We start from the raw sequence: 26787 nt of genomic DNA, 5'->3' as shown, positions 1-26787 counted from the left end.
TTAACATTCGCCGATCGAAGGTCGTGAAGAACGACAGAATTTCAAATCACACATTTCTTCACGTTTTGTCCGTTTATCCAAGCCAGTTCCAGAAGTTATCGCTCCATAAGTCCAGATCTTCGGCAACGGTTCGCAGCGGCAACGGTTTCAGCCCGTTCTTCTCCGCCTCGTCGAAGGCTGCCTTCAGCTTCGCTTCTGACATTGATGACATATCCATCATGTGTTCCTCCAGTCTCTTGCGCAATCCCGGATCCATCATTCTGTCGGGATGTCTTACGACAAGCCTGAAATGGTGCGCATCTCCTCCCGTAACCCTTAGCACCTGCCACTGCAGCCTTTCCTTTCGCTCCGAAGCGAGCTTGTAGGCGGCCAAGTTTCCAAGCGCGAGGGCCACGAACGCTTCATCTGCAAGGCCCGGTGCAAGGTGAATCCCGATTTCGACTCCTCTGCTAACCATCTTTTCACTCATTACCGTCAGTATGTATTCGAATTTAGAGTTATTTGATTCCTGTGAGTCAAAATTGCGAATTCACTTGTGATGTGACGGATGTGGATAAGGGAACAAAGGTGCCCGGAACGCGTGTCTACACTGAAAGTGTTTTCCGACACCGTCACGTTGCGTTCTGTCCGTTCTGTCTTTGGGGCGGTTGAGCGGAAGCTGTTTTTGCCGGTTCAAATCTTAACTGTTGACCTGGAATTTGAAGATGCAACTGCACTGAAGAAACGTTTAGATCTTTAGGATAATTGTTAGGCTAATTGCCGTAGTGCGAAATGAAAAATATGGCGGAAATGGTTTATCAGGAAATTCAGTTTCAAGTCAGCTTACAGATATTCTATGAGTGCACCGACATTTGGAGACCCTATTCCCGTTACTTCATCATATCCCTGTCCGGCATAGTAATATCCGTTGTACCCAATGGTTATGTCATGGAATGCAGCCGCATATTCAGTTGAGCTGCTGTAAACAGAATAGAGATCCTGATGGACATATGCGCCATTGAAGGATGTGGTTCCCAGTGCTTGCTGCGCTTCTGCAAAGATTGCAGCCCATTGCGGCGAAGAAGCGCTTGTCCCTCCAACCTGTATCCATCCTTTCAGTCCTTCATAGGTAGTGCTGTCGTATATCCAGAAGCCTGTGTTCGGATTGGCATCGTAAGATACATCAGGAACGCCCCTTCCGGAAGCCTTTATCCCAGCAGCTGATTGGTATGACGGCAGAGGGAAGTAGGAGCTAACGCCGCCGCCGGAGGAATTCCACGCATATTCGTATGAGTACGTTGCGCTTGTGGAAGTTATATCTGTAAGATTCAGAGTGGTTCCGCCCGCCCCGACAACGCTCGGATCGGAAGCCGGATAGTTTACCGTCGGAGAAGAGGTGCCGTCATTCGCACCGCTGTCTCCGGATGCAGCGACAAGTATGAGCCCATGATTTTCGGCATAGGCAAATGTGGACGAGTACTGCGCCAGTTCTGAGGCTGTTAGACCGCTCTCGGCTGTTCCCCATGACATAGAAACGACATTGGCGCTTGTATGGTTCACTACGTAGTTGACGGAATCGGTTATGAGGTAGGTTGATGATGCGGAAGGTGTCTCTATCAGCAGAATGCTTGCGTTTGGCGCCATCGCATGCGACCATTCCACATCGAGTGATGTCTCGAGTGCCCATCCTGAGTTTCTTCCTACCTTGCCGAATGGTGTAAGGATTGTGAGGCTGATGGATGGAAGGCTAAACTGGGAATCGAATACATTCACATCGTTCTGTATGGACGGGCTCCCATATGCATCTATAATCGCAATCGTCTCTCTGTTCCCGCGGTATTTTGCACTGTAGTTGTAGGCGAAGAATATCTGTCCTGGTGTATATGCAGGATATGATGAAGGCCCGGAAGACCCTGGGCCGCCCGGACCGCCACTCGGTCCTTTTCCGTTTCCCGAGGAAACACCTGTTATGAATGTGTGCATTATGGTTTCTCCGTTCATTGCGGTGTTCTGCTGGGTTGCAACCAGCGGTATTGCAGCCATCATTACAAAAATCAGCACTGTAAGTGCAGAGATCAATTTACGACCCATTATTTTCCCCGACCGTACATCTCAAAGGAAGTATTTAATTCATTTTTAAGCCGAGTTTGTATTACGGAACGAAGCAATTATGCTGCTACCAGTATCCATCGTTATTTCTGTGCCACAGAACAGTTAAAACCACAGTGGACCGTTATATTCTGCCGTATTGTTCAGATCTGATGGCATCCACAGCATCTGGCCTTCAACCCAAGCGACCTGTTATGCATGATGCGTAATGAATGCCGGCAAACTGGACGAAGAATGGATATTTGCGAACAATATTGACTGCCCTTCCAGGGATTAGTTGCGCAACTCTCTTTCAATCTTCCCCACTTGAAAAGACCCGCCGAAGCTGCCCTGTCCGAAATTAACGCATACCGATATCTGCCATGGATTTGATCCGGCAGCAGTCAGGCAAAACAAACTGTCTCCCGATCAATAATCGATTCTTCTGCTGACTTTTCTCGTTGCATTTGAGACATGCTGTGCCTGATATCCGGCGGATATCCGTTCGAGCAAATGATCGTTGCTCTGGATTTTTCATCCTGTCTTCGGCCGGAGGGAGATTAAATCATTGCTCAGCCCGGCGGCTTCAATCCACATTTCCATGTTTCCAAATAAATTCAATGCGGATCTCAAACTATTAAAACAAAGAGCGGTCTTGGAATTGTCCGCCGCGCATTAAAACAGGACCAGTACTGAAGTGATTTAAATGGAAAGCGCATTGCATTTTGACAATGCCGGTGCAGGCAGCAATACCCATTTCATAAGAATGCTTCTGGGCTACAGGATATCCAGGAGTTTCGCATTCGGTTATGTGAGTTTCGTCCTTCCGCTTTATCTGCGCTTCATCGGAATGTCATACATCGACATCGGCATTTACGCTCTCGTTGCGACTATTGCCAGCGCAGCGCTGTCCACAGTGAGCGGTTTCCTCGGGGACTTCTACGGAAGACGGAGGATGCTCATACTGCTGTCCCTGCTCTTCCCTGCAATGATGCTACTGCTGCTCACGCTGCGCAGCATACCGGATATTTTCATAACTTCACTCCTTGGAGTCAGTTTTACAGGCGGGATAGGCGGCGGTTCGGGCGGCGGTCCCATTGCACCGCTCCAGACATCACTTCTTGCGGATCTCACAACCGATGAAAGCAGGACACGATCCTTTGGCCTTCTCATGTCCGGTGCCGTGTTTGCGGCGCTTGCGGGATCGTTGTTCTCAACGGCGGTCTCCGCATTTACATTCCGCCAGGAGTACTTCAGAATACTCTTTCTTACCGGTCTCGTCTTCTCTATAACAAGCTTCCTGTTCATTTTTCTTATGAAGTTCAGCGATAAACCGGCAGAGAAGGGATCGGCTGTTGTTCCTGTTAAATCTGCTCATGGCATAGGGCGCATCGCACTGTCCGGTCTGTTTGGAAGTGTAGGGCTGGGACTGATAATGCCTTTCATCCCGATATGGTTCAGCGACATAATGCATGCCACCGACGGGCAGATATCTGTCATCTACTCGCTCTCCTATCTTGGCACGGCTCTCGCGGTTCTCCTTGCGACGCGCGTGGAGGGCTCTGTCGGAAGAATAAGGGGCATAACGTTTTTCCGCGGACTGAGTTCCGTTCTGCTCATTGCCATACCGTTTTCCGGCTCGATTGCGGCAGCCGCGGCACTGTTTGTTGTGCGTACAGGTCTCTACAGCATGACCATACCGCTCAGGCAGAGCTTTTCGATGCAGCTTTTTCATCCTTCGGAGAGGGCGAGAGGCGCAGGAATCACAGGCATTGCACGCCGGATACCGTTCGGCATCGCAGCGAGTCTCAGCGGCGTTCTTTTCGCAATAGGCATTTCCGCGCTTGCTTTTGCATCCGCCGGGCTGATATCAATCTTCGATCCTGTGCTCTATTACTTCTTTTTCAGGAGACAGGGATGACGGGGAAGACGGGCCGCAGGTGCACTCCGCAGCTGTTTCTGTCTGCCTGTACCTTCTCTCAGTATTGCACTTCTGAAGTGCTTACGCTCCCGTTCACAGCATTATGTTTGAATCTCTTCCGACAATCATCCTGGAAGCCTTCTTGATGCCGTCGTTCCTTGTTATAGTGCAGGACGCGCCGATTATGCTCTCGTAGAGGCGAACGCTGTCCTTGCCATCGATCCTGCAATCGTCCATGACGATGGAGTCCTCTATCTCAACGCCTTCGATAATGCAGTTGTTTCCAATGCTTGTATTGGGTCCGATTATCGAAGAGACTATCCTCGTGTTGGCGCCGATATGGCAGGGACCCTTGACAACAGATTTATCGTCAACCGATGAGCCTTTCATAATTCTGACGCGGCCGATGAGGTTCTGCGCGTGTGTATCACTGTCTACCTGTCTCTGTATGTCGTCGAGGACCAGCCGGTTCGCGTCAAGTATCTCCTCCATTGTTCCCGTATCCTTCCACCACCCCTTTATTTCATGATACCCGACGGGATGCCCGCCGTCTATAAGAGCCTGCAGCGCCTCGGTAATTTCCAGCTCTCCTCTCTTCGAAGGTTTCAATGTCCGTATCATGTCGAATATGGACTTTCTGAAAAAATAGACCCCGACTAGCGCCAGATCCGATTTCGGATTTTTTGGTTTCTCAACAAGTCTGGCAATTCTTCCATTTTCGATTTCAGCAACTCCATAGCTCTCCGGCCTCGCGACACGGCACAGGGCGACAAGCGCATCAAAATGCCCGCCGTCGAACGATTCCCTCAGCTTCGCGATTCCGCTGTGCAGTATGTTATCGCCAAGATACACGACGAACGGCTCGTTCCCGACGAAACGCTCTGTCAGGCCGACTGCATGCGCAATGCCCAGCGGTTCCGGCTGATATGTGTATGTGATGGAGATGTTCCACTGTGAGCCGTCACCGTAATGGCGCTTCACGGCATCCGCGCCAACGCTCCCCACTATTATGTTTATCTCGCTTATTCCGGCCGCAACCATGTCTTCAAGCGCATACTGGCTCACAGGTTTTCCTGCGACCGGCAGCAACTGCTTGACCTCGGTGTGCGTAATTGGCCTGAGACGGGTTCCGCTTCCGCCATGCAGAAGAACGCCTTTCATCGACCGAGGAACACCAATGTTCTAAAAAAACACTTCTAGGTCCGTCATTTCCATATTTACCGGCGGCCACCCGGCGAAATGAGTTCCTTCAGAGCATCAGCAGTCCGTGTGTATTTCAGGCCGAAGGCAAGAGATTTTTCCAGGGAAAGAGAGGTATCGCGCGGTCTCCTCGCCTTCCATTGCTTCATCTCTTCAGACGAAATGGGTTTCACCAGATCGCCGTCGAAACCTGCTGTTTCTGCCACCTCGCGCGCAAATTCGTACCTGCTCAGACGGTCAGGGCCGCCGATATGGAATATGCCGCTGGCATCTCTTTCAAATAATCTATCAGCCGCATTTGCGAGATCAGGCAGGTAAGTGGAAGTAACAAACTGATCGTTGACGGCATTTACTTCTTTACCCTCCTTCAGCCGTTCATAGACGAAACGGAAAAACTGTTTCTTTGTGCTGCCCTGCCCCCTGCCGAACGGGGTTGAAATTCTGGCGATGATAGAATCGCTGTCTTCCAGCGCCCTCTGCTCGCCGGCGAGTTTTGTAATGCCGTAGACATTGACTGGATTCGTTCTGTCATTCTCGCTGTAATTTCCCTTTGTGCCGTCGAAGACGTAGTCCGTCGAGATGTGCAAAAATTTGAATTTGAATGTTTTTTTCAGTGCCATGATGTTCTTTACGGTTTCCTCGTTGAGCAGGGCTGCCAGGCCGGGATTCGTTTCTGCCATGTCGACATCGGCCAGTCCGACCGAGTTGATTATAAAACCCGGCCGGAGGTCATCGAGCACCTTCCTGATGTCCTTCGTGTCTGTTGCGTCGCATCTGATAAATCCTTCTCTGCCTGAAAAACTCGTGCCCGGACAGGAAAAATGACCGACCAGTTCGCTGCCGACAAATCCGCTTCCCCCGAGGACCAGGTAGTCCGAAGACATGCTTTTTCACTTATGTGGGGGAGAGTTCCAGTCCCAGGTCCTGCCGGCACGCGGGTCATGCACATTTCCGTTAATCGATTTCGGCAATATTGCAGGGTCATTCCATGCCCTGCGGAGCTCATCGGGCCTTTCCCTGTCGTAGAGCCTCGTAACGTAATAGACGGTCTCCGCCGGAACAGGGCTTACGCATTTCGTTCCGTGCCAGTACTTTCCGTTTATCTTCACTGCCTGGAGTCTTTCGCCGCTCGCCACTATTTCCACGAGCTCTCCCATATTCTTTTCCTCAACGTCGTTGTAGGCGCATATTTTGAGCGCTCCCTTCAGCACAACGAAAATGTCATACTGCCCTCTCGTATGCCTGTGCCATGCCCTGATCATTCCAGGATAGGAAATGGACAGGTTCGACTGGACAGGTCTTTCACCATGCAGAAAGTCGTTCCAGTCTTCCCTCATTATTTCGGTAAATGAGCCTCTTTCATCAGCGTTTTTCCTCAGGTCTATGACTTCAATACCATCTAACACGGCATCACGCATCCTTCACGGCACATATTTGAAACTGCCTTCTCCTGTGGACAGGATAATCAATCCCTGATAAATATCACTTAGTAGATAGGTGCCTCCGATGAAGCTGCTTGTTACAGGAGGTGCAGGCTTCATCGGCTCAAACCTCCTGCACTACTGGAGCCTGAAGTATCCCGGGGACAACATAGTGTGCCTTGACAAGCTCACATATGCCGGCCACATTGAATCCATCAGGCCGCTGATTGATCAGGGAAAGGTGGAATTCCGGAAGGGTGATATATGCAGCAGGGAGGACGTGGCTGCTGCGCTGAAGGATGCCGATGCGGTCATCCATCTGGCAGCGGAATCGCACGTGGACAGGTCAATTGACGCCCCGGACGATTTCATCAGGACAAACGTAAACGGGACGCTCACCATGCTGGAAGCGGCGAGGAAATTTGACGTCGGCAGATTCCATCACGTTTCCACAGATGAGGTGTTCGGCTCGCTGCCGCTCAACTCAGCAACCAAATTCACCGAGAAGACCTGCTACAACCCGCGGAGTCCCTACGCCGCAAGCAAAGCATCCTCAGACCATCTGGTCAGGGCATACGCCGAGACATTCGGCCTGAAGGCAACCATTTCAAATTGCGGAAACAACTTCGGTCCTTTCCAGCACCCGGAGAAGATAATTCCGCGTTTCATAACGATGCTTCTCGCCGGCAAAAAAGTGCCGGTTTACGGAGACGGCCTGAATGTCCGGGACTGGATACATGTCAGCGACCACTGTTCTGCCATTGACGCAATTGTCAGGAAGGGAAAGGAAGGCGGGACTTATCTGGTCTCCGGGAGGAATGAACTTTCGAATATAGAACTCACGAGGAAGCTGCTTTCGATTATGGGATACGGCGAAGACAGGATAGAGTACATCCGCGACAGGCCCGGACACGACAGGCGTTATGCGCTCGACGACACCAAACTCAGAAAGGAGCTGGGATGGAAACCCTCGCTTACCTTCGATCAGGCCCTCTCAGAAACAGTGAAGTGGTATGTGGGTAACAGCTGGTGGTGGAAACCACTCGGGGATGCGTATTCGTTCGTTTGACGCAGGTTCTGGACAGGCAAGGAATCAAACTGAACACTTTTTCCGAAGGCAAGTTATTTCAAATGAGATGTGTCTTCCGGGGATTATGTGGTGGCGCAAGTGAGCAGAAGGGTTCTGATAACGGGCATATCCGGATTTGTCGGACCGCATCTCGCAAAGTCATATCTCGATGAAGGGGACGAGGTCTTCGGTCTGGTCAGGCGACGTGCGGACGGAGACCTTAACCGCGGACTGTCAGAGGTGGGAATACAGAATGAGGTGAAGAAGGTCGAAGGAAACGTAGAGGACCTCACATCCCTCCTGATGGCGTTCGACAGGGCGGACCCGGACATCGTCTTCCATCTTGCTGCACAGAGCTTTGTACAGCGGTCCTTCATCAATCCGCTTGAGGCAGTCAATTCTAACGCGCTGGGCACTGCAAACGTGCTTGAGGCTATGAGGCTCAAAGGCGGAAACAGAGCAAGGCTCGTTTTTGCCGGCTCCAGCGAAGAATACGGTTTTGTCGCACTGTCCAGAAAACAGGTTGAGCAATTCGAAAAGAAGAACGGCAGGATTTTTCCACCTGTGGTAAACTATCCTGAACTCCCGATACGGGAAACGAACCCCCTCAGACCGATTTCGCCTTATGCCGTTACAAAAGTTTTTGGCGAATACATGACAATAGAATACGCGCAGAGTTATGGCCTGAGAAATGTTGTTTCCCGTGGCTTTAACCATGAAGGTGCAAGGCGCGGTTCATACTTTGTTACAGCGTCCATAGCGAAACAGGTTTCGTCCGTGATGGTCAAGGAGGCCAAATATCTCTCTATAGGCAATGTCGAGGCATTCAGGGACTGGTCGCATGTCAATGACATGGTCAGCGGTTACCGCCTCCTGGCTGAAAAGGGAGAGAAAGGGCAGGCATACAATATCGGTTCAGGACGCACCAATTCCGTACTGTCATATATGCTGCAAACATTCGTCGCTTCGGGTGCGAGCATCGACAGCATCGAGACAATGAACAGGCGCATCAGGGTAAAGGATCCTGCGGCACCGGTCAGACTGTCGATGTTCGGAAAGACATGGCAGGGGCTCGAGGTCGATAATCGCATCCTGAACGGCAAGCTCTCTTTCAGAATCGAAGACAAGGGAATAACCGTCAATACCTCCAGGGGCAGTTACAATGCTGTTTTTGACGCGGAAAGATATCGCCCGACGGATGTTCCCATACTGCTGGCCGACACAACAAGGGCAAAGGATCTCGGATTTGAAACAAAGCACAGCCTCGGCGACATTGTGAAAGACCAGCTCAACTACTATGCCGACCCAAATCATCGCAGGAGGTAGCTCCTTTCAGGCGGGAGGAAGGAAATGCCCTGGCAGCAGTTCCGTACGTCTCGTATGATGCCGGAGAACCGGATGCAAAGGAGATGTCTGAAAACATGCAGGATGCCCTGAAGGCAAGTCAGCCGGTGCAAAGATGCGACTGGTGTCTTGCAGACCCTCTCTATATGCTGTACCATGACACGGAATGGGGCGTGCAGCTGCATGACGACAGAAAGCAGTTTGAGTTTTTGACGCTCGAAGGCTTCCAGGCAGGCCTCAGCTGGCTTACCATACTCAGGAAGAGGGAGAATTTCAGGAGGGCATTCCACCACTTTGATCCTGGGACAGTGAGCAGGTACCGGGAAAGGGACGTCAGCAGGCTGATGAATGACAGCGGCATCGTGAGAAATCGGAGCAAGATAGCCGCCGCGGTTGGAAACGCATCAGCATTTTTGCGCATACAGAGGGAGTTCGGCAGTTTTGACCGCTATATTTGGTCATTTGTCGGCGGAAGACAGAAACGCAACGGATGGCGCAAACTTTCGGAAGTGCCCTCTTATTCAGTCGAATCGGAGGCCTTGAGCTCAGACCTATACAGAAGGGGATTCAGGTTTGTCGGACCCACTGTTTGCTATGCCCACATGCAGGCCACGGGCATGGTCAACGATCATCTGAGGAGCTGTTTCCGCTACAGTGAGTGTGTTTGAGCGAGCAGTGCAGACAGCACGGTCCGGCGGTTTTCCGTCGGCAGTTTCGATTATAACCGCGTTATGGAAATCCGGAAGTTATTCTGGCTGCAAAATTACTGAGCGAATGTCTGCGGATGTTCGCATATCAGGGCGTTTGCGGCAGTCCCATTTCTGGCTTCAAAATCAAAGACCGGAATGTTGAGTAAGCTTTTTTAAATGGGTCGAAAATACAGAATACTATGACATCAGGCAATTTCCAGAGTGATCCGGAATTTTCAAAATTTACGGTTATGCCGGAGAAGGTACAGAAGAAGGTGCAGCAGGTTCTGCAGCCCGGAGAAATGATAGAATTCTCCCTGAGAGGCATAGGCGCATCGCATGTGCAGGGAGGAAACGTAGCCGGCGGATTCAGGAATCCCGCCAGGGGAGACGAAGGCGATCAGGTAGGCCATCCCTGGTTTCTTGTCACGAACAGGAGACTTATGCTCGCATCGACAGGGCTGATGTCTTTCGAGAGCAGGACATTCACATGGGATCAGCTGAATTCGGTCGAGTTGCAGCAGGGCGTCATAGATGACCATGTCATCATCAACGGCATGTCGGCAGTGGAGAACTGGACCTTCTGGAAGAAACTTAGACCGCTGACCATCCAGGCAATTCAGCTGGCGCAGAAAAATATAGACGAGTCGCGGAACAGGGGACAGGCTGTGGCCGCCGCGCCCGTTTCTGATCCTGTGGCTGAGCTGAAGATGAGATTTGTCCGCGGTGAAATTACAGAAGAGCAGTACAACAAGATGCTCAGCATCCTGAAGACAAGTTAGGAATCGCGGGGTAGCCGTGCACAGGTGCCGTCTGCCGACGCTGTACGGCATTTCGGGCAGTGCCACAGCAATTTTGGATTGGGAATGTATTTCCTTTCCTGCAAAATCGGACGCAAGACTGCCCTGATTTGTGCAGCAGTATATATTGGCAGAATCCTTTACCGCTCTGCTTTCACTTTAGTGGTGTTCCGTTGAAATACGACACAGTGATAATAGGCGGAGGGGCCTGGGGCTGCAGTACAGCATTCCATCTTTCCAGAAACCCGGACGAAGGCGGGAAGATAGCCATCATTGAAAGGGGTTATATTCCGTACGGCCAGAGCGGTCACACGAGCGCTATAATCAGGCAGTTTTATGCCAATGCGTCAACGGCGAGACTTGCAAGGCTCAGTCTGCGTTTTTTCAAAAACTTCAGGAAACATACGGGCAGTGATCCCTTTTTTACCAGAACCGGAATGCTTGTAATATCGGATGATAAGGATGAGATTGGCAGGACAGTCGGTGTTCTCGGAAGAGAGCATATCCGGTGCAGCGTGATAGACAGGGACGAAGCGCTTCGCCTCGAACCAGGCATGTTTATCGGTGAGGATGAGACGATAGCCTATGAGCCCGGGGCAGGATTTGCGAATCCGGCCGCCGTCACAACGGGGTTCGCACGTGCCGCTGAACTGAACGGCGTCAGCATATTTCAGGGTCTGAATGTGAATGAAATCAGGCGTAATGCTGGCGGCTGGTCGGTGACCACGACCAGCGGTGTTTTCGAAACTCGGAAACTGGTCATTGTCGCAGGAACCAACACGCCGAGGCTCGCATCCATGGCAGGTCTCAGGCTTCCTGTCTACATGCTCTCCTTCCCTGTCTGTTATTTCATCAGGCCCAAGGGATTCAAATCCTCCAGGAGGGTGATTTTTGACGGTGTCAACAACTTTTATTCCAGGCCGGAAGGCAGTGACCAGATACTGCTCGGCGCAATGCATTCGGAGATGAGTTACGGTGATGCCTCGGCATTCTCGCTTCCGGAAAGCATGCACTGGTCAAGATGCGATCCGGACTTCACCGCACGTGTGGGTTTTGATATTGCATCGGCATATGCGTCAGGCATTCTATCCCGTTTTCCGGCTATGAAGAATGCCGTTGTGTGCCGGGACTTTATGCCCTATATCGACATCACTCCCGACTGGGAACCCATTCTGGACAGCGCCGCGTCTTCCGGTTATGATAACCTGTTTATAGGCTGCGGCTCCAGCGGACATGGCTTCAAGCTTTCACCCATGGTAGGAAAAATTATGTCCGAGTTTGTAGTCGACGGACGATCTCGCAGCATCGACGCTTCCGCCTACTCGATTTCACGATTCGAGTCAGGGAGCGCGTTCCCTTGAGAATTCAGGGCTCACTGGAGGCCGCTGCCGATCCTGGCGCTTTGATGGCAGCGATTGCTGACATGAGAAGCATATTGCCATGCCTCGCCGGAGTTGTGAAGGTCCATGCGGTGTCGCAAGACAGGCTGATGTGCAGGATCAGGATAAAGGAAGGGATGGTGAAGGGAACATTTGAAGTCGATGCGCGTATGGAAGCCGCGGGAAATACAATCATCCTGTTCTTCAAAATGAACGGCACCCTCGGCACTGCATCAGGAAGCATAACCGCGGTGCTGTCGCAGGCCGGATCCTCCACATTGGTTGAGTATCGGGGGGATGCTGACATCAAGGGTCTTGCCGCCGCAATAGCCGGTGATGCAGTTGACGATGCAATCGGTAAGTTTGTCAGGACCGTCATGGACTGCCTTCTGTCAGGAAGGCAAGCCAGTATTTGACTTACTGCCTCGGAGGCTGCACTTTGTCCTCACAGGCATGAAACGATTTCATATCCGGTGTTACGGCCGTCTCTTCAAGGCACCGTAATTTATACCACAGCATCGTTTTTCCGTGTGTGCATGTGACTGCGAACGCGAGGGCAAGAGGAAGCGTATCGGAACTGTTCAGATGGTGGTCGGATTACACGGATGGCATTGTAGACGAAGGCGGTTTCGCCTCAGTGACCAGGAAGATCATTTCACGTGACGGTTCGGCCATTCTGATGGAGGATTATTTTTCAAAGCCTCTGAAATTTGTCGACAGGATTGCCGTCACGCTCAAACCACCTTCCGTCATAGAATTCAGAGGCGAGAGCAGGATATGGAAGACACACGGTGTATACACATTCACTCAGAACACTGAATTTGTCGAGGCAGTCTCCGAGACAGATCTTTCACCGGTTGGTATATGGAAACTGATATTTTCCCTGCCGTTTGTACGAGGCAGAATTGAAAGGGGATTCAGGGAAGATCTCGAGGGCCATCTGAAGGAGTTTGAAAAGGACGCGGGTCTGGAACGGTGAGTCTGCACTGCATGCAGTGCCGGTAATGAAGCAATAAAGCCTGCAACCGATGTTTTAGGTCACTATGTGCAGCGCGATCAGTTCTGGCTCAGCGGAATTCTTCTTCTGTTGAGCTGAACGAGCGTCATCCTGAAGGTGTTGTTGGAATCGAAATCCATGGTGACCGGGTTCTGGCCGTTCCTGAAGAGCAACGTTAAGGTGCGTGAAGCCGGATTTTTGAGATCGACCTTCACCCCTTCAATGTCGCTGTAGTTGAATACTTCGAACTTGCCGTTGTCCGTAACCCTGAAACTCCGCGAATAGAACTGTATGCTGCCTGTCAGCCTTCTTGTTAGGGGCGAAAGAACAAGTATTGCGGCTATGAAAATAATGTATGAATATGTGGGTAGCACAATCAGGAAGCCCAGAACGATGAATATGACCAGCGGTATGAATGAAACTATGCTTGGCAGCCACTGGACCATACCGTGCCTTGTGTGTATTACAATGACCCTGGATGTTCCGCTGCCTGTATTGTAGCTGTTCTGTGCCGGCATCTGGCTCATGGCCGGCATTTGCGCGGTCGGGGGTGCCGTATATACCGGGCTCTTCTGTGTTGTGAACTGGTTGTCGGCAAGATAGTAGCCGCATTTGTAGCAGACTGTCGTCCCGCTTTTGTTTTTGTACCCGCAGTTCGGGCAGACAACCTTTGCCATAACGCTACATCTGTCACATTTGATATAAAGATCGTTTTTTTGGACTGCAGGGATGCGTTCTTCGGCACTCTATTGGGCAAATGCCTCAGACTCTGCCTTGTGCCAGTCCTTAAGCACGCACTCCACTGATATTCTTATGCCCCTCTCCATTGTGCTGATGCTCATAGAGGGGCAATTGTCTGTCTTAAGTGCCGTAGCAAGCGATTCGTCGCAGGGAAGATGTATGAAACCGCCGGCCATCCCTCTCTTTACCGCCTCCCTGACGATGATGAACATTGCATGATTACACAAAAATGAACCTGCCGAGAGACTTAGAGACGCAGGTATGCCTCTTCCGTTGAGTACTTCGACTATCCTCTCCGGATTTATGTTTGCAAATATACCGTCCGGCGCTCCGTCATCTATTCTTGCCGCACCATTCAATTTTCTGTTTCTGCCTCCGGACCTGACAGGCATGTAGTTGATGGCCACCTTCTCAACGCTCAATTTTGACCTGCCGGCCGCCAGACCGAGACCCAGGGCAAGCGAGGGGCTGTGCCTGTCGAACTCTGCAATTATCTCGTCTTCCACCATGGCATGGTCCACGGGAAGGACATGGCCACTCACTTTTGCTCCTCCTATCGTCAGGCCATCCAGTTTCATCGCGATCGTCTTTGAGGGGTTTTCCCTGTAAACGTCAAACGGTTCGAAGCCGAAGATCACGGCTGTCTTTTTGCCCATGACCGCATATGTGCGACGCTGTTATTTTAGCATTGATGGTAAAAGGCAATGTTTGAAACACAGGTGGTAAATCGCTTTTGCGCTGTACAGCCACAGGGTTTCGCAATTAAATTAAGTACCTTCACAATCTTCCTAATCCGGGAAAGGCAATCATATGGGAAGTTGCGATTTGTCAGAAGGCACAGGTTCTGTGTTTCGTCGATATGTTCCGAATGGCAATTCATTAACAGCGGCGAAGTTGGTTCAGTGACCGAGATCAGGGATATCGAGCCGTTGAGCAGAGGCATACTTTATCAGTATGCATACTTTGCAACACTGACGCTGGCCGGTGCCGCATTCTACATTTATGTGATACATGTTTTCCCTTCGAGCATCGTCGGTTCAGTTGCTCTCCTCATAGCAATCCTCTCCCTGTTCCCGATGTTATTTTCGTTCGGCCTTCAGTACGGCTGGCAGCACTTCACTTCATATGAGATTGGCTCCGGCACCATGAGCAATATCAGGACACTATTCCGCAGGGCTGTCAGGGCTGGACTCTTACTTTCAGCCCTGTCGGTGCTGGCGTTATTCATACTGGCGAGGCCAATCACCTTCCTCTTCTTCCACTCGTATTCCTATCTTCCACTTGTTTATCTTTTGGCTCTGGACATACCATCCTCAATCATGATTTCATTTCTGAACAGCATAATGCTCGGACTGCAGAATTTCAGAATGGCAGGCATAATCGGCATGACTTACGTTATGACGGTCTACGGAACCTCTATCGCTGTTCTCGATGCTACTCACCTGGTATACTCGATACCGATCGGATGGGGTGTAGGCTATTTCGTTGGGGCGCTTCTGTACTACTTCGATTTGAGACGCAGGATAAGAACTGAATCCGTTTCTGCAGCCGTGCCGGAGGAAGGGATGAAACCCGTCATAACCTATTCCCTGCCGCTGTACGTTACCGGCATCCTGAGCTACGGCGCGGTCTATTTCGACAGGCTCACTGTTGCACTGCTGAAGGACCTCAGCTCCATTGGCGTGTACAATCTCGCGCTGCTGATATCTTCTGGTACATCGATATTAAGCTCCCCGATAGGCAGCGTGATATTCTCGAAATTTTCTGAATTTCATGCAAAGAGGGATAGCGAGATGATCAGGGAAGGGGTGAGGATTGCCACGAACGCCGCCTCCATCCTCTATGTACCTGCGGCGCTCGGCATGGCCGCAATATCTGTTCCCGTGATAACGCTGTTTGCCGGCACGGGTTATCTCGCAGGTGCCTTTCCCCTGTCAATCATACTTGTAGTCAACGCATTATTTGTTTTCGGCGGCCCGCTTGGCAATGCGATGCAGGGAACGCGAAGAACCTTTGTCTTCATCCTGGCAACCGCTGTCGCACTGCTCTCCAACATTGTCCTCTCATTCACTCTTATACCTTCCCTGTCACTTGTAGGCGCGGCAATCGCATATTCATCGACTACCGTTTTCAGTACGCTCGTAATACTTGTTTTTGCAAGAAACGCGCGCCTTGTCAGGCTCGACAGAAGATTTCTGCCGAGACTTTGGTTCTCTGCTGTGTCAATGGCACTGATTGTCTACGGTATCGAACTGCTGCTGCACTTCCGCCTCCTGTTCCTGCCTGTTTATATTATTGCGGGAATACTGTCATTCATTGCCCTACTGCACTTGACTTCGGCTCTTTCCGAAGAGGACAGGAAATTCCTGTCCTCCTTTGTTCCAGGCAGATTCAGAAGGATCCGCAAACTGATAATGGCTCTATGATTTCGGCGCAGCGGGCCGGGAAACGTCGACCGTCCCCTCCGGAATCGCCAATTCGGGACAGCTCGAAAATTACTTAATGCCTTCCCTGCTTTTTGTCGCTATGACAAAGAGAAAGAAGCCTGTCCCCCATCTATCATATGACCGTTTCACCCAATATTTCCGCTATGGCGCCGTGGATGTGGTTGGGGATAATTCCGTTGTTTACACCGCAGACATAAACGGGCAGTTCAACATCTGGGCACAGTCATATTCCGGAAATGCTGTTCCGGGCTATCAGAGGATGCTCACCGCATTCCACGACAGAACAGTCAGGGAATTTGCCGCTTCGCCTGACGGGAAACTGATATATTTTATGGCCGACAGAGATGGAAATGAACAGTTCCAGCTCTACAGCATAGCAAGCTCCGGAGGGGAACCCGTTCCCATTACTTCCGACGAATCGGTGAGGCACGAACTCAACAAAGGCTCGATACATCCGCAGGGAAATCTGATGGCATACTGCGACAACGGCCGCTCAAACAAGGACTTTGATCTTGTTATAAGGAACATCAGGAACGGAAAAGAAAAGAGACCGCTTGAGGAAGGCGTGGTATGGTCTTACCCTTTATGGGATAAGAGCGGTGTCCGTCTCACAGCAATCCAGATCAACAGCAATACCGATATGCACAGCTTCATCTATGACACCAAAAGGTCAAAGGCCTTTGAAATACTCCGTCACGTGGAAGAGGGCATTGTCGAGGCTATTGGTTGGACCGATGGTGGCAGTGTTCTTGTTGTCTAAGATTGAGTGTTTCAATGATTATTTTCGGCATGTGAGTTTCTAATGTCCTCTCCGCACCACATGATACTTTGAGTTCAAATCATTCCACGTCGATTTTGATAATTTCAGGCCCGGGAAAATTCAAAGAATCAACTTTTGTCGTCAAAATATTGTTTTCTCCCTGAGACGAATACGCCATCTGAAGTATATTTCCTGAAGCGGGCATATGGCCGCTTGCAAGATTCTCTTCGCCTATGGATAGGTTGAACGCATCAACACTGGCATTGTTCAATTTTGTATTTTCAGAGAGTATCTTATAAATAAGGGGGAGAGCTTCAAAAAATAGATCGCGGCACCAAATTTCTTCCACCACCAGAGCGCGGAATCGCCCTAACCCGCACCGATATCTAGAACGACATCGCCCTTAATCGGGTAAAAAATCTTCGTAGCCGCATATCGCCACAAAAAAAATTTCGAAGAGAGACTGCGGAGGCGTTTCGTCGCAGAACATGATTCCGAGTATTTCCGCTTCCCGGATACCCAGAGCATTCCATTCTCGGTATTTGTTCTTTCTATATGTTCTGGAAAGTGCGTCCATGAAGAACGAATGGCATATTCCGGCTTTTTTAAGCATTTGAAGTTCATTAAGTTTCCATTCGATCTTCATTTTATTCCTGCAATGGTTTCTATTTCCAGAATGCGGCAGATTATATGATGAAGGGTAGATACTTCTTTCTGCATGGGGGTTGTGGGATTTGAACCCACATCAGCGGGTACCTCCACTTCAGGCAGCTCATCGCTCCAGTATTTCATCATCCTTCCGTCAGTTAAAGGAACAATTCATCCGCTGCCAGGAGGTATCAGGTGTTTGACTTCACTGGAGCCCGCAAGGATACCGGACTACCCCAAACCCCCTGGTAATGAAATTGAACTAAGGTGTTTATCGTTTCCTCATCTTCTGGGCTCTCTTCCTTCTCCTCATCCTCTTCTTTCGCCACTTCCAGCGCATCTTGCCTCGCTTCTTCCATACGCGTGAACTTCTCTTCATGCAGTAACCCTGAGTGTGGTTGCTGACGAAACTCTCAATGTTTATAAATTGTTGCTTGGTCTGAAGGTGATATTCCACATCGCAATAAAACACTCTGTGGCTCCTTCACATTCTATTCCTTCCTCTTCACAACAAATTCCCAGTAAATAAACGCATGAACAAGTGCAATCGGTTTCATCAGTTCCTCCACATAGGCGAAAGGCATCTTTATCATTGTTCGCTTTTCACCCGCCCTCTTCCTCAACCTCCCGTTCTTGATCATCACAACGGCTGCTCCCACCAGATACCTGTACCTGTGCTTCACGAGTGCTCGGTAACCCTTCACGGTGCCCTTGTTGTGATATACCCATGCATCTCTGACGAATAATCCCCTGTATCCTGCATCAACCGCCCGCATTTCCAGGTCATAGTCCGGCGCACCTCCCCTGAAAACAATCCGCCGGTCAAACCTGAGGTGTTTCAGGAGAGAAGTTTTCCATGCCGTATTTCCAAGCGGCATGTAGACAACGTCCTGTTCAACGTCTCCTTCGTATATCCTTCTCTCGAGTTCATTGTAATAGCGTTCTATGCTGTTCCTGGGTTCCCCTGGAGGTCTGGTCGGTCCGCCGGTAAAGTCTGCCTTTCCCTCAACGATCGGCTTTGAGATTGTTGCTAGCCATTCCCGCGGAGCAACCTCGTCCGAATCAAGGAACGCAACAATGTCTGTTGTAATGTGATCGATGGAGGCGTTCTTGGTCGTTATGTGCGAACCGGGAAGTATTGCAATGTTCAATGGAAGATCGGAAAAATCATTTCTTATCTTTTCGATATATTCTGAGGGAGAGCCTCCGTCAGCAATCAGAACGAGTTCAGGTTTCAACGACTGTTCACGCATTGAGTTCAACGTGTCAAAGAGCTTCGGATCATTCAGCACTGCTATGTCTACGCCGATCGTCATTTTGCGCCCGGTATTTGCGTTTTCTTCTTCCGCCAACGGAGATCAGGCAATTCACACATTTGCTATATTGGTATCGATTGCCTTTCAAAGCGAGATTCAGGCGAAGACGATTCAACGAGGCTACAGGTCGAGTCAGCAGAGGTGAACCCAAACTCATTTTCGGCGGCTCCTTGGATTCAGACGAAACGCAGATGCGGTGCAAAGTTATTTTAGAGGGCTTGAATTGCAAGTGATCGATAGTTTGAAGGTATTGATAACAGGCCACAAAGGCTTCATAGGTTCGCACCTCTTCACTGAACTCTCTAAATCCTACACAGTTGCAGGCTATGATATTGGTGACAAACTTCCGGAAGAGCCTTTCGATTACGTCATACATCTTGCTGCCCGGGGCCTCATACGTAAATCTGTGGAAAGGCCGCACGAATATTTCGAGGACGATCTTTCGCTTACGCTGAAATTCCTCGAGCTTTCCAGGAAATGGGATTCTGTTTTCATGTTCCCGTCTTCGGGTTCAGCTTCAAATCCTTCAAATCCCTATTCTCTTTCGAAGAAACAGTCAGTCGAATGGATTAATCTCTACCGCAAGCTGTATTCATTGAAAGCCTTCGATCTTACATTTTTCAATATTTATGGCTCCGGAAGCCGTAAGGGCGGAGTGTACCTGTTTTCGAAAATGGCGCTGCAGGGCGGACCAATAGTCGTGCTTGGCGATGGCCAGGACGTAAGAGATTTTGTTTACGTGACGGATGTTGTAAAGTTCCTTTCTTCTTCTGTTGCAGGCAGGTTCAAACCTGGTAGCTATGAAGTTGGAACTGGCGTGGGGACAAGCATTCTTGAGCTTGCGGAACTGATTCGCGAAGAAGTTGGTGATGGCAGCCTGGAGATACAGCTGCAGCCGGATGTTATAGAGACAGCCAGGAAGCTGGTTGCAAAGAATCCGGCATTGACTGAATTCATAGACATTAAGCAGGGCATCAGACTTGTAATAGATTTCATTAAGAACGAGCAGAACGCACACGGTAGATGAATTGGTTTGCTTTGCAGTCGGATGGTATAACTTTGGGGTGTAGCGTATTCACATAAATTAGAGGCGTTTGTAGGGTGACAGCAAACAGGACATTTAGCGGGCACGGGCCCTGGCTAAGCGGCGCTTATGCTGTTCCTTTTATTAAGAACCGGCTGTTTTAAGAAAACTGATGCCTGAACTGACACATTGCGGAGAGGATTTTGATAAATATGATTTCCGCGATTGGCAAATGACCGTATCAATATGATGAGGTCGCTAAAAATGCGCTATGGCAATAATGAACAACCAGTTATCTCAGTGATTGTTGTATCCTATCATACCCGGAAGGAATTTCTCCTGAACGCGATAAAATCTCTCAATTTTCAGACACTCAGCAGGCATTTGTTCGAAATTATTGTGGTAAAGGACTATGCAGATCAGGAAATTGAAGAGATGGCAAAGGAATCAAAACTCTTCAGTATTATTCTTGGTGACGAAGAATTTCAGAATGTGGGCATGAAATTTTCTGAAGGAATTAAAGTTGCAAGAGGAACTGTGGTCACCTTTCTTGAGGATGACGATTACTATGACAAGGAGCGATTGGAAAAGATATACGTAGCCTTCGAAAAACATCCCGATGCGGGATTGTATCTGAATGGGCATTATTTTGTGTATGAGGAAAACAGCAAGGTTTCAGGCGACTCAGGATACTCCTCTGGAGTAAGCACTTTCGAAAGTACAACCGAACTGCACAGCAGAGTGTATGAGCATATCAATGTTCTGATGGCAGATGCCAACTCAAGCTCGATTGCCGTTCGCAGGAATTTACTGCTCCCGTATCTTACAGAGTTGTCAATGAATAATAACACACCTGACTGGTTCATTATTTTCTGTGCAGTCGACTCCATGCATTCTGTCATACTTGAGAAGAGGAAATTGACATTCGTTACCATCCATTCCGGAAGTTTAAGCAAAACAGCGGATGCAGGCTACCATTTTTTTATGTATGAGAGGAGCAAATTTTTTCTGAAAAGGTCAACTGACTTCAGGCTGATATCATCTATAATGAAATGTCGAGACTTGAGGGGAGCCGCACTCTGGGATATGCTCAGGTACCGCCAGTGGGGATATATATTCGACAGAAATCCCAGAAAGAAGGAGGTCACTGAGAATTTGGCAGAAACAGTCAGGTACCTGATTTCGCATGAGGCGCGTCCGGATAAATTGTTTAACGCCGCAAGTTTTACTCTATCGTCACTCGCTTATCTGTTTTTTCCCCGGCAGATCAGGTTTCTCTATTACCTCCAGTTTCAACACCTAAAAGCAAACAGCCCCAGGCACTCAGGTTCATGAGTTGTGTTATTTTGAACACCTTCACACTCTAAATTCTCTTCAGCCTTGATGCTCTTCTGTAAAAGTTGTACAAATAGCCTGAGTATTTACCAGTCAGGAAGACCAGCATTGAAAAAACAAGTCTTTTGCCAGCATCGTACGCCGAAAACCGGCCGAATTCCCGACTTCCACATAAAACATAGCGAAAAGCATCTTCTATTGTCGCCTTTGGCGCATCATCTCTCTGCTGAGAGCGGATCACCATCTTTTCTTCCAGTAACTTGCAACGGATTCTGCTTTCCAGCACTGTTCCCCTGACCATTCGCAGTATCAGCCGTGAGTAATGGTTGGGGTTTCCGAAGAGTGTGCCTGTCAGTTCCCTTATCGTGTCAAGCGATTCCCCTGAAGAAAACATGTTTGATGTGCTTCTGTGAATTCTGTAACCGGTCAGTTTTTTCTCGCTGAAAAACATTTTCCCCTGAGATCTCAGGCCCGCATAATAAGCAAAATGATCCGTGCCGTCAATCAGTTGCGGCAGAAACGCTTTCACGTCTTCCATTATCTCACGCCTCACAGATACGCAGCTTAGATTGAAGAGCAACTCGTATTCTTTCAGCCTTACCTGAGGCCGAGGTTTTAGTTCTATCCTCCCGTCTGAACTAACCTTAAGGTACAATCCTTCCCTGACCTGAGAACTCAACTCCATACTCAACGCATTCGAATCATCGTCTATTGAATAGTAGCTGTTATGGCAGTAGACGATTTCAGGATCTTCATCAAAGTACCTTTCTATATACAACAGCTTGTCTTTTGAAAAGACATCGTCGTCATCCAGGAAACTTATTATACTTCCCTTTGACAGGTTGAGACCGGTTAATAGCTGCTCCCCTATTGAGACGTCGCCTGTAAGTCCTTGTATCACGTTATTTGCTGCCAGAAAGCTGTCGATTTCCTTGTTCGAAAAATTTTTGACGACGATTATTTCATATTTACTTCTGTCCGTACTCTGGTTCAAAACTGATTTTACGGCTGAAAGCAAGAAACGTTCTCTATTGTATGCGGTTATGATAACGGAAATCAAAGCGGTCTCCTCTTCTTTACTGCGGGTTCACTGTTTCAGATATTTCCATTTCAAATCATTTACCTGCTTATTAAGGATGCACCAGTCGGAATGCCGTTTCCCCTTCGGCTTCCATTATCGTCATTATGACTGCTAAAGAACAACTTGCCGAAGCGGGTACTGGCCGAATGCAAGAACTGCATTTGATTCCCGAAAAAGGGATAGCTTGTGTTCATATAATTAAAGGGTAACACACAATGTCAAACCACTTTTACAGGTGCTGGATGTCAGGGTAATATGCCAGGCCACTAGAAGGTATTCATGATGTTCGGCATCCGGTTCTCACTGTCATCTGTTCTTGATCCGAAGAGCTGCTTTCGGACTGAACAGATAAAGGATCGCTAATTTTGCTGCCCACAGCTCAGATTTTGGATCATGCAAAGTCTTGCTGGAAAGAAAATTGAACAGCAATTTAATCATTTCAACTCTGTTGCTTTTCTGCATTTCAATCAGCGCGATTATTTTTCCAACAGCTTCCTTTTGCCTGTAGAAGAATGCAAACTCACTTTTTCCCCGGGACGCCATCATCTCCAATATCATTTCCATATCAGGATTGGAGTGATAAGGCCTTCTCTGTCTCGATGTGCTTTTACTGTGGACACGATAGCTAGACAATGAAGCACTGTCAAAAAAAAGTGAATAGGGTGATATCAAAGATGCCGCCAGCAAAAAAGTATCGGAAAGAAAGGTCACACTTTCCAGATAGTTTCTGACGCTCGATAAGACATCCTTTCTTATGCACATGGTACTGATGTTCATGTCAGGGCCGATCAATGAATATTGAGAGATTTTCGAAAGTTTTTCTGAATCGCGGATCAAAAAATATTCAGCTCCTTTGAAGTTTGAGATATGTCTCTCTTCCGTGAGCCTGTGCAGCCTGTTCCCGGCGGTGTCTATATATTCGAACTGATGCTTGTAGAATCCGACATCAGGGAATTTAGAAAATGTATCGTAAACACGTTTCAATTTATCCTTCGAAAACAAATCATCATCATCAAGAAAGCATATCAGAGAACCCCTTGCATCATTTAAGCCAAGCTGCATCATTTCTCCGATTGAGCATTGAGGAAGACCGATCAGCCTGGCTCCATTGTTGACTGCGAATCTGTCGATCTCATCGTCGCTGAAGTTTCTTGCCACAAGAATTTCAAAAAAATCTCTGCTTAAGGTCTGTTCAGATACGGACTCAATCGCCCGCATGACAAATTCCATTCGGTTATACGCAGTGATTATTACTGTAATAAAGGGAGTAAACTCAGACCGCTTGGTATTCATCCTGAATGGGGAAATTGTGAATCTTATATTAATTGTGCTACTGCTTTTAGCGGGTTGGCATAGCGATACCGGGCATTTGTTTGTTACATGGTATAGATGTGGTGCTGTCCGTTGAGAATGTCTTATCTCGCTGCATTCTACATGCACTTCAGTGACTGGTATAGCATGGCTGCCAAAATAGCATTTGTTGTCAATCTGCTATTTGGATATGCCTATCGGCTTGAACTCAAAAACAACAATATGCAGGGCAGATTACGTAAATCAGCGGAAGGGAGCGTTCAATGCTGTTCCTAACAAAGCATCCGGATAAGTTATTTTGTCGCATATGAATTCAATCACCGCCAACTTAATTTATAAATATAATCCGCCACATCCCTTCGAAAATGACCGTCCGGGCAAATTTCAAAAAATCCAGATATGTACTATCGTCTGTGAGAAATCCGCTCAGAACAATCCGGAGTCTCAGCAAGTTTTCAGAAGACGGCTTTAGCGAATTGGACATTTGTTTCAAGGACGGTTCGCACTTCGAATCGCTGCCAATCGGCGCAGCCTGGATGATGATAAGCTATTATTACTGGTCCCACCGGAAAGAGTGTTATTCAAGGGACGACCTTTCAGCTCTGCACTCCGTAGGTGTGGAGATATATTCCAAACTTGAAGAAAAATGCAGGAAATGGGTGCCGGATCTGTGGAATTTGCAGGGAACACACGGCATTACATTCATGCTCGTACGTAAATTCAAACCTCACCTGATTGTGGAGACAGGAATCGCACATGGTTATTCCGCACGGATTATACTCGAGGCGCTGAGGCTTAATTCCGGCGGTAAGCTGATAAGTGTCGAAATCGCTGATGAAGTGGATGTTTGCGGTTCGAAGCTCGCTCCAGGCTGGCTTGTCCCGTATGAATTGAGGGACAACTGGAAGGTAATCACTGGAGATTCAATTAAAATGCTTGAGGAAATAAACGAAACACCGGACATATTCATACACGATTCCTGGCACGCCGAAGCGCATATGCTGAACGAATACCGTTGGGCTTCCAGGCATCTGAAACCCTCCGGTATCCTGATTTCTGACGACATCGACAGGAACATGGCATGGCGGAAATTCCACAAAGAGCAGCCGGATTTCAGGACTTATATAGAATCTGCAACGACAGGCGTGTCGCTAAAACGGAATTGACTTGACGGCATAGAGGTTCAGACTTGATTCCCTTTATGCAAATTCAGGGGGGGTATACGGGCAACAGACGCCTTCTACTGTGCCATCTCCGTTTCAGACAGGAAACAGAGTCCAGTCAAGACGAATCGGTATTCTGCTGTCCGCTATCGAATCGCGCGCTTATTCCTGGTAATTGCATTGCACATTGTCGCATGAAAACACTTTTATGTCACCATGTTCCCCGTAAACAGGGTTAAGGTGTCCTGTCCCGCATTTCGGGCAGAAATAAATAAAGTCGGAAGTCCTGTGCGACTTCAGCACATCCCATATTTTCTGCCTTGAAAGATACCTCGACATGTCGGTCAGCGTGACATACCCGACTATTTTGCCGCCGTCAGTGACTGTCGTTCTCTCCAGTCCGTTCTGGACGAGATACTCCGCAACCTTGCTTAGAGGAAGCGAAATCGGCACCGATGGCACCGGCCTTCTCATCACGGCTTTTACCGGCACCTCCTCGGGTTTCCTGTTCCTGAGAATGAAACGCTTGACTAGACTCCTTTCGCTGAGCAGGCCGCTCGGAATACCTTCGCTGTTTATCACAACGAGCCCGAAAATCTTGTTGTCCAGCATCTTCTTTACGGCTGCGAAAACAGATTCATCTTCCTCTATTGTTATCAGCTCTGTACTCATTATGTCTTTCAGTTTCAATTCAGTCACCGCTTCCGTTACGCGTCATACTGACATTCGTCACAGAACCCGAAATGCGAATTCCTCTTTATAACATATCTGACAGATTTTGCGCATCGGACCAATCTTGGGCTGTCCTCCTGCCAAAACGAAATATAAATAGTCCAATGAGTTGAATTGAGTACGTTCCTGAATTTCTCTCCCGGAAACAATCAGGAGCCTTGCAGGTGATTGATGTGGAAAAGCTCAGGAAACCGTTCTCAGGTGATGACAGCTTATCGAACAATGCCTTCAGGCCGGAGAATGATTTCGAATGCGAAGACGGATGCGGATGCAGATTCAAAGGGAAGGATGCATTCATCAGCCGCATCGAAGGAATGGATCATTATTTCTGCTGTTCCGATTGCGCTGACGGTTATCAGCGTCGCATCTCATCCGAAACAGAGAAAGTCATACGAGCGCATGTCCATGAAGGTTACACGGTAGCCGATATCGGATGCGGGAACGGCAACTACACCTCACTTTTGTCGGAGCTTGTGGGCACCGGCGGTATGGTTTATGCAACGGATTTGAATCCGGAAATGACAGGAAAGACACTGGCAAATCTCGGTGAGGCATCCAGGAAAAGAGTCAGGATGCACACATCTGCCGCGCATGACCTCAGTTTCATTGAATCGGGAACTGTCGATTTTGTGCTCTGCAACAATGTGCTCTGCTGCACGAACAGAAGGGATTTGGTGGTCCGTGAAATCGGTAGGATACTCAGGCCCGGAGGATCGGCATACATCAGGGTATCGCGAATTTCAGTTGAGGGCGTCAGTCAGATAACAGATGCTGAATGGGGTAAGCTGTTTACAACCTTCGCACACATTGAATGCGGATCCGATGTCGGGCTGCGCTGGGCGATACTCTCTGTGTAGTTGCCGCATCCTGTCGATTCTCTCACAATTTTTCCTGTCTCATTGAAGTGTGAGCATCCGATACCTGGAGCCTCTGTATGCTCACTGCCATGGATGTATTCGTTTCCGGTGAAACAGAATGGATGCTGGATTAACAGATATCAGTACGATGGCTGCAACGGATTTTTTACTTAAAAATAAACCATTGCAGAAACAGGAATTCATATCCGAAAACAGCTCGCTGTGCGGTTGCAGTGAGGATCGAGCTTGTTAACTGTGCACTGGCACTTGTTAAGGCGTCGGTCTCGCATGTCAGGATCTGTATATTGGCATCTTCAGCAGTGATTGCCAAATCCTGCGGAGCTCCGGCGGATGTCTCACTGACTGAAATTGAATTGAAATGTCAGTGCGGCAGGCCATTATAACGCCGAATAGCCGAGGGACAAATCTGCGGAAGTGATAAACTGACTGAAAGCAATATAAACCGTAACCCACTGAGGACGGGC

27 protein-coding genes and 1 tRNA gene are annotated in these 26787 nt (G+C 48.9%); 14 read left to right on the top strand and 14 right to left on the bottom strand.

Annotated features, from left to right (window positions below; genetic code table 11):
- Positions 1-73 precede the first annotated feature (73 nt).
- Positions 74-469, bottom strand: a complete 396-nt coding sequence (locus tag KIS29_07630; GenBank protein MBX8640187.1) for a hypothetical protein — start codon at positions 467-469, stop codon at positions 74-76.
- A 353-nt stretch (positions 470-822) separates the two neighbouring features.
- A complete protein-coding gene (locus tag KIS29_07625) occupies positions 823-2025 on the bottom strand; it encodes a S53 family peptidase (protein MBX8640186.1) in 1203 nt (400 codons plus the stop codon).
- A 748-nt stretch (positions 2026-2773) separates the two neighbouring features.
- On the opposite strand from KIS29_07625, the gene KIS29_07620 reads away from it, so the two are divergent.
- Positions 2774-3988 carry an MFS transporter gene (locus tag KIS29_07620; protein ID MBX8640185.1) on the top strand — a complete coding sequence of 405 codons (1215 nt, stop codon included), beginning with the start codon at positions 2774-2776 and terminating at the stop codon, positions 3986-3988.
- 93 nt (positions 3989-4081) lie between these two features.
- On the opposite strand, the gene KIS29_07615 is transcribed toward KIS29_07620, so the two are convergent.
- Genes KIS29_07615 through KIS29_07605 form a run of 3 tightly spaced genes read right to left on the bottom strand, consistent with a single transcriptional unit; the run spans position 4082 to position 6594 of the window.
- Complete coding sequence (locus KIS29_07615) at positions 4082-5149, bottom strand: glucose-1-phosphate thymidylyltransferase (GenBank protein MBX8640184.1); 1068 nt, start codon at positions 5147-5149, stop codon at positions 4082-4084.
- 56 nt (positions 5150-5205) lie between these two features.
- Positions 5206-6072: an SDR family oxidoreductase gene (locus tag KIS29_07610; protein ID MBX8640183.1), complete on the bottom strand. Its 867-nt coding sequence runs from the start codon at positions 6070-6072 to the stop codon at positions 5206-5208.
- A gap of 6 nt (positions 6073-6078) precedes the next feature.
- Complete coding sequence (locus KIS29_07605; GenBank protein ID MBX8640182.1) at positions 6079-6594, bottom strand: dTDP-4-dehydrorhamnose 3,5-epimerase family protein; 516 nt, start codon at positions 6592-6594, stop codon at positions 6079-6081.
- Between the two features lie 100 nt (positions 6595-6694).
- Between KIS29_07605 and rfbB the strand changes: the two genes are divergently transcribed.
- The 7 genes from rfbB to KIS29_07570 all read left to right on the top strand — a co-directional run bounded on the left by rfbB (position 6695) and on the right by KIS29_07570 (position 12869).
- A complete protein-coding gene (gene rfbB / locus KIS29_07600; protein MBX8640181.1) occupies positions 6695-7678 on the top strand; it encodes a dTDP-glucose 4,6-dehydratase in 984 nt (327 codons plus the stop codon).
- Positions 7679-7768: 90 nt separating this feature from the next.
- The gene (locus tag KIS29_07595) at positions 7769-9004 is read left to right on the top strand and encodes a GDP-mannose 4,6-dehydratase (GenBank protein MBX8640180.1); all 1236 of its coding nucleotides are present in this window, start codon (positions 7769-7771) and stop codon (positions 9002-9004) included.
- A gap of 95 nt (positions 9005-9099) precedes the next feature.
- Positions 9100-9690: a DNA-3-methyladenine glycosylase I gene (locus KIS29_07590; protein MBX8640179.1), complete on the top strand. Its 591-nt coding sequence runs from the start codon at positions 9100-9102 to the stop codon at positions 9688-9690.
- A gap of 221 nt (positions 9691-9911) precedes the next feature.
- A complete protein-coding gene (locus KIS29_07585; protein MBX8640178.1) occupies positions 9912-10493 on the top strand; it encodes a PH domain-containing protein in 582 nt (193 codons plus the stop codon).
- 191 nt (positions 10494-10684) lie between these two features.
- A complete protein-coding gene (locus tag KIS29_07580) occupies positions 10685-11872 on the top strand; it encodes an FAD-binding oxidoreductase (protein MBX8640177.1) in 1188 nt (395 codons plus the stop codon).
- The gene (locus KIS29_07575; protein MBX8640176.1) at positions 11869-12306 is read left to right on the top strand and encodes a hypothetical protein; all 438 of its coding nucleotides are present in this window, start codon (positions 11869-11871) and stop codon (positions 12304-12306) included. Before KIS29_07580 ends, KIS29_07575 begins: the two co-directional genes overlap by 4 nt.
- A gap of 122 nt (positions 12307-12428) precedes the next feature.
- Positions 12429-12869, top strand: a complete 441-nt coding sequence (locus tag KIS29_07570) for a hypothetical protein (protein MBX8640175.1) — start codon at positions 12429-12431, stop codon at positions 12867-12869.
- A gap of 77 nt (positions 12870-12946) precedes the next feature.
- Here KIS29_07570 and KIS29_07565 read toward each other — a convergent pair whose 3' ends face one another.
- Both KIS29_07565 and KIS29_07560 read right to left on the bottom strand, forming a co-directional pair.
- Positions 12947-13564 (bottom strand): hypothetical protein, encoded by a 618-nt coding sequence (locus tag KIS29_07565; protein MBX8640174.1) that lies wholly within the window; start codon positions 13562-13564, stop codon positions 12947-12949.
- Positions 13565-13633: 69 nt separating this feature from the next.
- Positions 13634-14284 carry a pyrrolidone-carboxylate peptidase gene (locus KIS29_07560; GenBank protein ID MBX8640173.1) on the bottom strand — a complete coding sequence of 217 codons (651 nt, stop codon included), beginning with the start codon at positions 14282-14284 and terminating at the stop codon, positions 13634-13636.
- A 246-nt stretch (positions 14285-14530) separates the two neighbouring features.
- Between KIS29_07560 and KIS29_07555 the strand changes: the two genes are divergently transcribed.
- The gene (locus KIS29_07555; protein ID MBX8640172.1) at positions 14531-16054 is read left to right on the top strand and encodes a polysaccharide biosynthesis C-terminal domain-containing protein; all 1524 of its coding nucleotides are present in this window, start codon (positions 14531-14533) and stop codon (positions 16052-16054) included.
- A 100-nt stretch (positions 16055-16154) separates the two neighbouring features.
- Positions 16155-16835, top strand: coding sequence for a PD40 domain-containing protein (locus KIS29_07550; protein MBX8640171.1), 681 nt, complete (start codon positions 16155-16157; stop codon positions 16833-16835).
- Positions 16836-16914: 79 nt separating this feature from the next.
- Here KIS29_07550 and KIS29_07545 read toward each other — a convergent pair whose 3' ends face one another.
- From KIS29_07545 to KIS29_07530, 4 genes are all read right to left on the bottom strand, one after another.
- Complete coding sequence (locus KIS29_07545) at positions 16915-17184, bottom strand: hypothetical protein (protein ID MBX8640170.1); 270 nt, start codon at positions 17182-17184, stop codon at positions 16915-16917.
- Between the two features lie 54 nt (positions 17185-17238).
- Positions 17239-17481 carry a hypothetical protein gene (locus KIS29_07540; protein ID MBX8640169.1) on the bottom strand — a complete coding sequence of 81 codons (243 nt, stop codon included), beginning with the start codon at positions 17479-17481 and terminating at the stop codon, positions 17239-17241.
- Positions 17482-17554: 73 nt separating this feature from the next.
- Positions 17555-17729: transfer RNA gene (locus KIS29_07535), tRNA-Trp, on the bottom strand.
- Between the two features lie 245 nt (positions 17730-17974).
- Positions 17975-18835: a glycosyltransferase family 2 protein gene (locus KIS29_07530; GenBank protein ID MBX8640168.1), complete on the bottom strand. Its 861-nt coding sequence runs from the start codon at positions 18833-18835 to the stop codon at positions 17975-17977.
- Between the two features lie 205 nt (positions 18836-19040).
- On the opposite strand from KIS29_07530, the gene KIS29_07525 reads away from it, so the two are divergent.
- On the top strand, positions 19041-19826 hold the full coding sequence (locus tag KIS29_07525; GenBank protein MBX8640167.1) for an NAD-dependent epimerase/dehydratase family protein: 786 nt from the start codon (positions 19041-19043) through the stop codon (positions 19824-19826).
- 243 nt (positions 19827-20069) lie between these two features.
- A complete protein-coding gene (locus KIS29_07520) occupies positions 20070-21158 on the top strand; it encodes a glycosyltransferase family 2 protein (protein MBX8640166.1) in 1089 nt (362 codons plus the stop codon).
- A gap of 28 nt (positions 21159-21186) precedes the next feature.
- Here KIS29_07520 and KIS29_07515 read toward each other — a convergent pair whose 3' ends face one another.
- Positions 21187-22218 (bottom strand): glycosyltransferase family 2 protein, encoded by a 1032-nt coding sequence (locus KIS29_07515; GenBank protein MBX8640165.1) that lies wholly within the window; start codon positions 22216-22218, stop codon positions 21187-21189.
- 327 nt (positions 22219-22545) lie between these two features.
- Positions 22546-23457, bottom strand: a complete 912-nt coding sequence (locus tag KIS29_07510; protein MBX8640164.1) for a glycosyltransferase family 2 protein — start codon at positions 23455-23457, stop codon at positions 22546-22548.
- Between the two features lie 458 nt (positions 23458-23915).
- Here KIS29_07510 and KIS29_07505 point away from each other — a divergent pair, with 458 nt between their 5' ends.
- Positions 23916-24716 (top strand): class I SAM-dependent methyltransferase, encoded by an 801-nt coding sequence (locus KIS29_07505; GenBank protein MBX8640163.1) that lies wholly within the window; start codon positions 23916-23918, stop codon positions 24714-24716.
- 159 nt (positions 24717-24875) lie between these two features.
- Here KIS29_07505 and KIS29_07500 read toward each other — a convergent pair whose 3' ends face one another.
- The gene (locus KIS29_07500; GenBank protein ID MBX8640162.1) at positions 24876-25403 is read right to left on the bottom strand and encodes a CBS domain-containing protein; all 528 of its coding nucleotides are present in this window, start codon (positions 25401-25403) and stop codon (positions 24876-24878) included.
- A 206-nt stretch (positions 25404-25609) separates the two neighbouring features.
- Between KIS29_07500 and KIS29_07495 the strand changes: the two genes are divergently transcribed.
- Positions 25610-26302, top strand: coding sequence for a class I SAM-dependent methyltransferase (locus KIS29_07495; protein MBX8640161.1), 693 nt, complete (start codon positions 25610-25612; stop codon positions 26300-26302).
- The last annotated feature ends 485 nt before the right edge of the window (positions 26303-26787 follow it).

It is taken from the genome of Candidatus Sysuiplasma jiujiangense, from assembly GCA_019721075.1.
GTDB lineage: Archaea > Thermoplasmatota > Thermoplasmata > Sysuiplasmatales > Sysuiplasmataceae > Sysuiplasma > Sysuiplasma jiujiangense.
The sequence above is the reverse complement of the archived record's forward strand: the minus strand, read 5'-3'. Positions and strand labels throughout refer to the sequence as shown.

Coding starts and splice junctions, on each gene's coding strand:
- KIS29_07630 (MBX8640187.1), bottom strand. CDS start 469: ATGAGTGAAAAGATGGTTAGCAGAGGAGTCGAAATCGGGATTCACCTT.
- KIS29_07625 (MBX8640186.1), bottom strand. CDS start 2,025: ATGATGGCTGCAATACCGCTGGTTGCAACCCAGCAGAACACCGCAATG.
- KIS29_07620 (MBX8640185.1), top strand. CDS start 2,774: ATGGAAAGCGCATTGCATTTTGACAATGCCGGTGCAGGCAGCAATACC.
- KIS29_07615 (MBX8640184.1), bottom strand. CDS start 5,149: ATGAAAGGCGTTCTTCTGCATGGCGGAAGCGGAACCCGTCTCAGGCCA.
- KIS29_07610 (MBX8640183.1), bottom strand. CDS start 6,072: ATGTCTTCGGACTACCTGGTCCTCGGGGGAAGCGGATTTGTCGGCAGC.
- rfbB (MBX8640181.1), top strand. CDS start 6,695: ATGAAGCTGCTTGTTACAGGAGGTGCAGGCTTCATCGGCTCAAACCTC.
- KIS29_07590 (MBX8640179.1), top strand. CDS start 9,100: ATGCAGGATGCCCTGAAGGCAAGTCAGCCGGTGCAAAGATGCGACTGG.
- KIS29_07585 (MBX8640178.1), top strand. CDS start 9,912: ATGACATCAGGCAATTTCCAGAGTGATCCGGAATTTTCAAAATTTACG.
- KIS29_07565 (MBX8640174.1), bottom strand. CDS start 13,564: ATGGCAAAGGTTGTCTGCCCGAACTGCGGGTACAAAAACAAAAGCGGG.
- KIS29_07560 (MBX8640173.1), bottom strand. CDS start 14,284: ATGGGCAAAAAGACAGCCGTGATCTTCGGCTTCGAACCGTTTGACGTT.
- KIS29_07550 (MBX8640171.1), top strand. CDS start 16,155: ATGACAAAGAGAAAGAAGCCTGTCCCCCATCTATCATATGACCGTTTC.
- KIS29_07540 (MBX8640169.1), bottom strand. CDS start 17,481: ATGAAGATCGAATGGAAACTTAATGAACTTCAAATGCTTAAAAAAGCC.
- KIS29_07520 (MBX8640166.1), top strand. CDS start 20,070: ATGATGAGGTCGCTAAAAATGCGCTATGGCAATAATGAACAACCAGTT.
- KIS29_07510 (MBX8640164.1), bottom strand. CDS start 23,457: ATGCGGGCGATTGAGTCCGTATCTGAACAGACCTTAAGCAGAGATTTT.
- KIS29_07505 (MBX8640163.1), top strand. CDS start 23,916: ATGACCGTCCGGGCAAATTTCAAAAAATCCAGATATGTACTATCGTCT.